Annotated in this window: 6 protein-coding genes; 1 reads left to right on the top strand and 5 read right to left on the bottom strand. The window is 39.1% G+C overall.

All coding sequences use genetic code 11. The features are described 5' to 3' along the window. Positions 1–62: 62 nt before the first annotated feature. The 5 genes from GGE08_RS11170 to GGE08_RS11150 are packed head-to-tail and all read right to left on the bottom strand — an operon-like array spanning position 63 to position 9,214. Positions 63–479 carry a hypothetical protein gene (locus tag GGE08_RS11170; RefSeq protein WP_179384962.1) on the bottom strand — a complete coding sequence of 139 codons (417 nt, stop codon included), beginning with the start codon at positions 477–479 and terminating at the stop codon, positions 63–65. A 5-nt stretch (positions 480–484) separates the two neighbouring features. Beyond that, complete coding sequence (locus GGE08_RS11165) at positions 485–2,281, bottom strand: DUF262 domain-containing protein (RefSeq protein ID WP_179384961.1); 1,797 nt, start codon at positions 2,279–2,281, stop codon at positions 485–487. Next, entirely contained in the window at positions 2,278–4,023 is a 1,746-nt protein-coding gene (locus GGE08_RS11160; RefSeq protein ID WP_179384960.1) for a hypothetical protein, read from the bottom strand. The genes GGE08_RS11165 and GGE08_RS11160 overlap by 4 nt, the downstream gene beginning before the upstream one ends. A gap of 2 nt (positions 4,024–4,025) precedes the next feature. Further along, positions 4,026–8,915, bottom strand: coding sequence for a DEAD/DEAH box helicase (locus GGE08_RS11155; RefSeq protein ID WP_179384959.1), 4,890 nt, complete (start codon positions 8,913–8,915; stop codon positions 4,026–4,028). Between the two features lie 8 nt (positions 8,916–8,923). Then, on the bottom strand, positions 8,924–9,214 hold the full coding sequence (locus tag GGE08_RS11150; protein ID WP_179384958.1) for a helix-turn-helix domain-containing protein: 291 nt from the start codon (positions 9,212–9,214) through the stop codon (positions 8,924–8,926). Positions 9,215–9,276: 62 nt separating this feature from the next. Between GGE08_RS11150 and GGE08_RS11145 the strand changes: the two genes are divergently transcribed. Beyond that, positions 9,277–9,549 (top strand): hypothetical protein, encoded by a 273-nt coding sequence (locus GGE08_RS11145; protein ID WP_179384957.1) that lies wholly within the window; start codon positions 9,277–9,279, stop codon positions 9,547–9,549. The last annotated feature ends 52 nt before the right edge of the window (positions 9,550–9,601 follow it).

Here is a 9,601-nt window from a genome sequence, read left to right as displayed (position 1 = left end):
CTCTCGGTAAACTTGCTTTTTTTCATGTGACAGTTAAAATTTAAAGTTAGAAAATCTGAATTTTAAACTGTCCTATTTTTAGGGAAGGCTACAGCATCTTTAACGTGATTGTGTTTATTGTCCTTTTTAACCGAGGTAGACGATTTTACTTCATAAATATGGTACCCCCCATCATCCAATTTTTCAAGTATGTCTATCCTGGCAAATACACTATTGTCGGCAATAAAAGATGGTTGGAAAAGTATTTTTTCCTTGTGTAGTACGCTCAAACTTAAATCAGGGGCAGCATTTAAAGGTATTTCAATGCCTTGTGGAAATAACTTTTTTGCGTATTCTTCAACTTCGTAACCTTCTTTTATTAGCTTATCCAAGAACAGAGAAAATTCGCCATTGGGATATTCACTGGGTCTGTTTTTTAACAACCAAAGTGATTCAGGACAGTTAAGAAATTGAATAAAATCTGTTTTGGTGAGCTGCACAATAGTTAAAGTTCAAATATGCCCATTGCTTTTGCTACCAATAAGCTTGTTCTATTTTCCATTTCAGACTTTCCCCAAGTAGGAATATACTTTAAGTCTTCATTTAAATAAAGTCCATTCTTAAAGCCAATATATTTTCCATCTTTTGATTTTCTGTTCTGCTTTCTATCCAAAGACATATTACTAAGCTGAGAGTTATATCCAGTGAGAGTTAAATTGCCCAATTTGTGAACATATTTTTCCTTAATCTTCTTTGCTTTCTCTTTATTGCCACCAGCAACCATTTCAACCCAATGGTCAGGTATCTTATCACCTTGGGGAAATATGTGTTCAATTGTCCAAACGAATTTCCTTTTTTCCCTGGCATAAAAATTCTTATAAATCTCTCGAGTTTCGGTATTTGCCAATTCTATGGAAGAAAGAATATATCTGGTGGCCCCAACATTTTCCTCATACAAATTACCATATAGTTTTTCCTCGAATAGTTCATCGGATGCCGGTTTTCCTTTATCCAGGATTATTGATCTAAGCTCATCGTATGAATAATTATCCATTTTATTTGCCTCCACAATAATATCCATGAAATGATTAGTCAAATCCCTTGTTGGTGGTGTGTCCGTAACATTCCTTCTTATAGCATAATTACAGAGAAGATTAACCAATTTAATTTTTTCACTTTCTGTAATATCAAATTTCTTTACTATAAAAAGCAGTAGCATATATGCGTCCGCGGCAGTTACGTTCTCTAAGCCCCTTAAGGCTTTTATCAACTCGTTGGAGTTTTCTTCAGTTTCATATTGGATGTGCTTGGAATAGATAATTGATGCCTCCTCCAAACGGTCAAAAAAACTATGTACATTCCGTTCTATTAACTCTTCGTAAATCCAGATGAGATTGGACCTTAAGGCTTTTGGTTGCTTTTCGACCACTATCTCCTTTTCATTTTTGAATGCATTATAAAATTGACGTAAAAATCGTTCTTGCACCTTATACTCGTCCGATAGGTTGGTAATAATTGCATTCCAGCGTTCAAAGTTTGCATCTAGATCTGTTGTTTTATCCACCTTTTCTAGATGTCCCAATAGTTTATTCTTAATCAAGTCAATAGCAGAAAGTGGAACACCTCTATTATTTAAGGTTTCAAACAACGTGAATGCATCTGCGTGGGTTGCAACATCGATTTTTACTAAGGTTGCGCTATTAAGCTTATCCAATAAGAGTAGTACGCTATCATAATTGTATATGGCCTTCTTATCTTCACCAATCCAATACAATCTATCATAGAAATAATAGAAAGCTTTTGAGATTCTCCTATTCCCAAAATTCTTTGGTCTTCGACCAGAATTTTTTACTTCATCCACCAACTCAGAAAAAATCCAGAGATAATCATCATAGTTGTGATTTGAGAGGGATGGACTTAGTCTTGGCATTTTTAGATTTTCAAGAGTAATCCTGTTTCTTAAATTCAACAATTTAAGTTGGTGCTTTAAATCTGAGTCCTCCGGAATATTTTCGGTAAGAAATTGATAAATGGCCAGATAAAACAAACTTATGGTAGTCATTCTTTGCTGACCATCCACCAGTTCTAAATCAGCAGGTTTATGTGAATCTTTCTCTGTGTTAATACATATTATCGAACCGAGGAAGTGGCCTCCCCCGCTTTCTTCTATGTCGTCAAATAACGCCTCCCAATCCCACTTACTCCATACATATTCTCTCTGATATTTTGGAATGTGATAGCTGACTTTGTTATCTGCGCTAAAAAGTTCTGATAAGGGTTTATTGTCTGTATTTTGAATCATTCTTTTGGTTGGTTTGATTTTCCGAATTCAAGTAATTGTTTAAAAATACCTTCGTTCTTTTCTGTTATGTACTCAGGTATGGCAGATGATTTCACCTTTTTTCTGATATAATTGTCAACCGTTAGAAAAGGTGCATAATAGTTCTTAGCTAAATCAACGTTGGTATTGTCGGCATAGGCTTGGAGAAACTGGTCAAATTTCATATCCCTCTTGTTAAGACCTTCTTGCAATCGTTCGAGCTCATTTATATGTAAAACGACAAGTCTACTGATACGCCATTTCTTGTTTTCCTTTTCTATACCATATTTTTCAAGAAGTTCTTCGAATTTCTTGTTGAAAATGAAAGAAGTAACGGCAAACGAAATTATTGGCTCATTAATCAGCAATACTGGGTATAGAAATAACTTATTTTGCGGTAGTCGATCGTCAATTCGAGGAGCATATTCATCGAATTTATTTATGGACATTTCCACGATTTGAGTTAGGCCAAACCTATCGTAGAATTCGTCTTTATTTAGATTCTCGAAGTCCTCTAAGGAATAAACCTCCTTGTAACCTATCTGTGGAACGTAGGATCGCTTGGCTTGAATCAAAACAATATTTCTTTTCCTCCTAATATAGAAATCAGCATATTCGGTACCCTCAATGAGCAATTCATTGGTTGATTTTAATATAATATCCTTGTGGTTGTTGAAACAGTATTCAAAAACACTTTTCGCATAATCCTCAAAGAAAAGACCAACATCACCTCCCCATTCTTCTATACGTTTACCTTTCTTTTTCAAAACATCAAAAAAGAAGTCCCAAAAGAATAACTCATAACACTTTTCAATCAAAAAAGTGTTATCCATCAGGATATAAATGTTCTCCTCTTCCCCAACGACACAATACATGGGGGATTTTTTAATCTCCAAAAATTCAAACTTTTTTATCCCTGTGTTTGGCTTTCCATTACCCCTTATACTTAGCATATTCATTCTCTCGATGAAATCCTTATCAGTTCGTTTCACGCGATAAGCCTGAATCTGTTCCATCCCGGACTTAAATAGAAAATGGTTGGCTATGATACTAATAAAATGTTCAGGGGAATCTATTTTATAGTCCTCTGTAAATGCTTCAAGCTCTTTATCATACTTCCGCTTTAAAAAACTGAAAAGTTGTCTGCCACGTTCCAATAGGTTTATTGGATTCTGAATGTAGAAATATTGATTATTCGGAATTTCCTTAAACATAAAGGTTTCAAAAAACCTATCCCCTAATTTTTCAGATGTAATTTCATCATCATATGCTTCATTATAGGAGAGCATCTCCGCGTTGCACAATAGGAGAAACTTAAATAGGGCTAGGTAGTCATCAGGATAGAATTTAACCCCTTTCTTTTCTTCAAATTCTATTTCTTCCGAAAATAGTATTTCGTTTAAACTGAACAAACAGCTCGTCCTTGTGCAAATAGCTACACCACCTTTACTTTTTTCAAAAAGTTCTCGAAATTTATTCAAATGCTTTTGGCAGTACTCAATGCCTCTAGGTTCTTGATGTAATTGATAAAGAGTTGTAATTAGTTTGGTTTGATTTTTAAATGAAAAATCAAAATCCAAGTCCAACGGCCGTTTAAGGATATGGTTTAACGAGGAATAATTGGCAATAAGCTCGCACCGTGGAATGTGTTTGACTAGTTCAAATTTGTTTTTCGGTGCAGGGTCACTGAAAAAGTCTTCATACTTTAAAATAGTACCAATCATATCTACTCAAAATCCATTTTAGGCAACCCCTCTACAATATCCACCGTCTGGAGACTGACATTAATTACGCTTAATAGCAAATCAAGAATATAGGTTGGATTATTATGCTCTTTGCTCCAATCATTAGGGTCGTTGATGATACCGCTTTTCTTGTCTGTCTTGACCTGATAGCGTTCCATGATCCATTCGATGGCACTTTTCCCATTGACCGTATACTTGTAGGCCTTACTCGGGATATTCTGAATTAGGATATGTTTGTTATAAATGATATCCCTTTTATCAGTTTTATGATTGGCGGGAAATCGCATTTTGGTAACCCTGTAGTTAATGGGTTCACCAACGGATTTCATGACCAGCACCTCATCGGGTTTGGGCAGCGTTTCGTAATTGATATGCAAATCCGCCAATTGCCTACCTGCCTTACTGAACTTCCAAAAATCACGGGGTTCTTCTACCAAAGGTAACCGGGGCAGCATCTTTTTAAGGTCATTGGCAAAGGCTTTGCGATACACCGGACTATGCAAAAAACCATATACATAGTAGAAGATGTCCTCTTTGGTTACCGAGTTGCCATATTGCTTTTGGGCTTTCTGCAATATAAAGTCACTTACACCATCTCGCTTTAAATACTGATCTTCTTCCTGACTATCAAATAAATTGCCCTGTACCTCTTCCTTTTCTTCGTAATAGTATAATGGGAAGGCTTGTGTATCTCCATTTAAATGAAGGTCTGGAATTTTATTAGTAATTAAGACACTTCCGTCCCTATAATGTGCAGAAATGCATATCACCAAATTATCTGATTCAGAACTAGGAAACAGTTTAGGAATTTGGTAAACCATTTCGTTTAATGCCCTTGAAAAATAAAGGTGTTGTTTGAAAAAAGGTCGGTAACTTGAGATTACAAAATTTCCGTCTTTAAAATTGTGCTCTTTGTTTTTTTCTGCGTCCCAGACCAAAGCTCTGGTCCAACTAATTTTTGTTGAATCGCGAGAAATATTCTTTCTGATTTCACTTTTCCCATCCCTACCATTACTCCAATATTTGACCCGTTCTTCATTATAGAAATCCAGATGAGTAGTAATATTTTCCACCAGTTTTGTTAATGAGGAGTTATAGCACCAAACATCTCTTTGGGTTTTCAATCCGTTACTGTAAAATGGAACAAAATAAGAATGTAATTGCTCATCCCCTTTTTTATCCCCAATCGGAATAAACTCATCAAAAGCCTCATTTCTTTTATTTATCCAGTCTCCATGTTCATTGGGTTTTAAAATCTTCCATTTCATATCGGAATTGGAAACCGATTTGAATTTGTCAATGATGTCCAACTTTTCCTTTTGGCTCAGATAATCCCCAATATCATGGTAGTGAATACTGGCTTTTTCATTTTTCCTTCTGGGATTTTTAACGAGCAACGTTATGGCAATTGGCGTTCGGGATCCGGAACCAAAAATCTTGCCGCCTTCCTTTCTAGAAAGTTCGCCAGAAGTCCGTTGGTTCCCTCTTAAATTAAACACCCAAATACTGGAAAACTCCTTTTCCAAAACCTTTCTAAACCCATCCTGCGAATTTCCGTCCAACCAAGCTCCATTACTGACAAAGGCGACGATGCCGCCATCCGAAGGTGAAAGACGGTCGGTAGACCATCTAAAGGCCTTTATATAGGAATCATATAAGGAGTTTTTGTTGGTGGCGGTGGAAGCTTCGGCATAGGTATCAGCGATACGAGCATCCAACTTTTCGTATTTCATGTTTTGGGCGTTGTCATTGGCCGATTTTTGCCCAACAGAATACGGCGGGTTGCCCACAATGACACGAATTGGGCCTTTTTTCTGAATCTCCAATCGCTCCGAATTTTGAGGGAACATTTCGGAAAAAATGACGGATTCCTTGGTTTCCCCGAGTTGAAAGGTATCGGTAAGGCATATTCCATCAAAAGGCACATAGTTTCCTTCATGGCCTATTACATCGTGGTAAGCGTTTTCGATGTTTACATCGGCAATGTAATAAGCCAAAAGTACTATCTCGTTGGCATGCAACTCGCTTTCATACTTGCGTGGTAGGTCTCCCTTTTTGATAAGTCCTGATTGAATCAATCGAGTAATAAAGGTGCCCGTACCGGTGAACGGATCCAATACATGTACGTTTTCATCTGAAATGGTCTGATCAAATTCTTGTTTAAGAACATCGTTTACGGAGTGCAGAATAAAATCCACCACTTCAACGGGGGTATATACAATCCCCAATTGTTCCACCATTTTCGGGAAAGCCGTCTTAAAGAACTTATCATACAATTCAATGATGATTTTTTGCTTGCCCTCGGCATTGTCTATCCCTGCGGCCCGCATACGAACCGACTCGTAGAATTTGTTCAAATCCTTGGTATCCTTTTCCAAAGCCCCTTCTTCCAACAGGGCAACCATATGCTGCATGGATTGAGAGATACTATTGTTGTCCACAAAGGAATAACCCTCAAAAAGTGCCTCAAATACCGGTTTGGTAATCATGTGCTGGGAGAGCATTTCAATGGCTTCCTTATCCGTAATCGCAGAATTGATGTTGCTCTGCAGGCCTTTTAGAAAGTTTTCAAAGGCCGCTTTGTGTTCGGTCTTCTCCTGTATGAGAAACGAAATGCGTTCTTGCTGACGTTTGGCAATGTCCCCCACGCTGGTAGCCCATTGTTCCCAATAGCGCCGATCGCCCACTTTCTTAACCAACCTTGCATAAAGCACATTTTGCAATGCCTCAAATTGCATGGCAAATTGGTGGTTTATCTTTTCATTGGCCTTATAATTTTCGCCGAGTTCATTTACATAATTCCCGTTTTCATCGAAAGTGCCATCTGGTCGTCCAATCAATATCTGATTTGGACGCTTTTTGTTCAAGTCAATCTTATTAATGGTGGCATTAAAGCGGTCATCGTGTGCGCGTAGAGCGTTCAGTACCGTCCAGACGACGGCATAGCGTTTGTTGTCGTCCAAGGCATGTTCCGGTTCAACGTCGGAAGGGATTACCACAGGTATTATTATATAGCCGTACTTTTTACCCTCGGAACGGCGCATAACCCTTCCAACAGATTGTACGACATCTACTTCTGAATTTCGGGCCGATAGAAACATTACGGCATCTAAGGAGGGTACGTCGACCCCCTCGCTCAAGCAACGTACGTTGGTCAAAATGCGGCACTCCTTACTATCTTCCTTAAGCCAGGACAAAAGTTCATCCCGCTCTGGAGCGGTCATTGTACCATCGATATGTTTAGCGGCAGTACTTATTCGCTGTTCCTGTTCTTTTTTTGGCAGGGCCTCCAAATATTCGTCCGATACCGTATTGAAATATTCGGCAATAACCGTAGAAGCCGTTGCATTTGAATATGCCGTGGGATTGATGCGCGAACAAAAGGCCACGGCTTTTTTCATTGGTGCCGGATCTACCTCCCTAAGAGAACCATCATCGCCCAACATCTGTTTGGACAGGGCATTTATACATCCGATTAATTTTGAGGCATCGTCGGCATTGATTTCCCTTTCCTCATCCATGATCATTTGCTGAACCGAAGGCGGCACATCTTGATCGCTAAGCGTCAAAATCAATACTTTATAGTCGGTCAAAAGGTTTTTTTGTACCGCTTCCCCAAATCCGATTCGGTAAATCTCCTCGCCGTATTGGTCAATGTTGTCCATCGACCATAAATCGGCATCTGCCTGGGCAGCCTTGTCCTTCGCCTTCGGATCATACATGCGAGGTGTAGCCGTCATATAGAGCCGTTTTTTGGCCTCTATAAAATCATTGTTATGCACCTTTGTAAAGGCCGATTCTTCCTCATCGCTCAATTTAGCACCAGTGGTTCGGTGTGCCTCATCGCTAATGATAAGATCAAAAATGGCTTCATTTCCCAAATTGCTTCTTAAAGCTTGCTGCGCATTTGCGATTACTTCAATGGATTGATACGTTGAAAAAACAACCGTCATGCCCTTTTTACCCTGCTTCTTATAGTGTGCAAATTGTCTTTTGATATTCGCAATATCCGTTGATGCAGGCAAGGCCAAATCTATGGTACTATAGAAATCGGCATCTTCCCCTTTCTTTTTCTTTTTTGAAATATCGGGATCCGAGCAAATACAGATTGGGTTGATCGGATTGATTGATTGGGCAAACCATTCCCTTAAGGTTTGCCCTAAAAGTGCGATGGACGGCACCAAAAATAAAATCAGGCCGTTGCCATTGGTCTCATTTTCGGCGATACGTAGTGCCGTAAATGTCTTTCCCGTACCACAGGCCATAATGAGTTTGCCACGATCATGCTCCTTAAAATGGGTATGGGTAAGTTCCAACGCATTTCTTTGGTGGTCACGAACCTCATATTTCGGTTCCCGGGCCGCCACCCCTGAAATGCCTTGGTCAATCTTTTCCCATTGAACGGGAGCCTCTTCCAACTGGTAAAGACCCAATCTTGAAACGGGGATGTTTTGATTTCGAATGGCTTCCTCCGCATTGCGGCCCCAACGTTTGCCTGTCGTATCGATCCATAAACGATGGGCGAAGGAAACCGTCTTTAAATCGTCATTCTTAAATTTTCGGCTGGAGGTAGAAAGGAAACTATCCACGGCCTTTTTGTCAATGGTGGTATTTTCCGCATAGCATTTGCACTGAATGGCCCAATAATCATTATCATGGGTCAGGGCCACCAGATCGATGCCCGTATCGCCTCCGCCCAAATCCCTTCGGCCCGGAAATTCATTCCACAACCAAACTTTTTTAAATTGATCGGCATATTTAGGATCGGTCTGCAAGTAGGCGGCCATCAACCTTTCGAAGCGGTCGCCTTTGTCCCGTTCCGAAAATGCAATTTTTCTGTAATTATCCAGTAATCTGTTAAATGTTGGCATATAGTTGGTTAGTGCTTTCGTTTTTTTATTCTGTTCTGTGCCAGTTTAAGTGCTTGCAAGGCAACCTCCTCCCCTTCTACATCGTTGATAATTTTGTTGCTGAGCCAAAGCGTCAGCACTTCTTCTTTGTCAAGTTCCAATACATCGATTAATTTTAAGATTTGCTCTTTTGTAGGCCTTCTATCCCCTTTTTCAAATCGACTTATTTGGGCAATATCTACCTCGATATTGGCTGCAAGCTCTCGCATCAATAATCCCTTTCCTTCCCTAGCTGATTTAATCAATTCACCAAGCTCCATAATTTGCCGATAAAATTCTTGACAAGATATGTCAAATCTAATAAAACATTTACTTTTATGGAATGCGTAAGTTTTCTAAAGATGATATTGAACGCCTGATAAATGATGCTCCACAAATAGCTCCTAGTCTGATCAACGAGATTTATGAGGCATTGGAAGAAGTTGGCGTAGAAGGAGTCAATATTTTGTTTTCAACTCGAGGCAAGTTTAACCCAAAATTTAAGAACAGGGAAGCGGTTATTGGTTTTGTGGTTACGGCCAAGCAAATTTCGGGTATCATGTTGACACCTGAAGAAAAAGCCGTTTTTGAGCGGATGAAAACTTTAGGAAAATAAAGGAACCGATAGCCAGATTCCTATTATATTAAGGTCTCGCGCCTACAAAACG

Origin of the sequence: Allomuricauda sp. ARW1Y1, assembly GCF_013407935.1 — a bacterium.
Lineage (GTDB): Bacteria > Bacteroidota > Bacteroidia > Flavobacteriales > Flavobacteriaceae > Flagellimonas.
The sequence above is the reverse complement of the archived record's forward strand: the minus strand, read 5'-3'. Positions and strand labels throughout refer to the sequence as shown.

Excerpts from the sequence above, each read along its gene's own strand:
- GGE08_RS11165 (WP_179384961.1), bottom strand. The coding sequence starts at position 2,281 with ATGATTCAAAATACAGACAATAAACCCTTATCAGAACTTTTTAGCGCA.
- GGE08_RS11160 (WP_179384960.1), bottom strand. The coding sequence starts at position 4,023 with ATGATTGGTACTATTTTAAAGTATGAAGACTTTTTCAGTGACCCTGCA.
- GGE08_RS11155 (WP_179384959.1), bottom strand. The coding sequence starts at position 8,915 with ATGCCAACATTTAACAGATTACTGGATAATTACAGAAAAATTGCATTT.
- GGE08_RS11150 (WP_179384958.1), bottom strand. The coding sequence starts at position 9,214 with ATGGAGCTTGGTGAATTGATTAAATCAGCTAGGGAAGGAAAGGGATTA.
- GGE08_RS11145 (WP_179384957.1), top strand. The coding sequence starts at position 9,277 with ATGCGTAAGTTTTCTAAAGATGATATTGAACGCCTGATAAATGATGCT.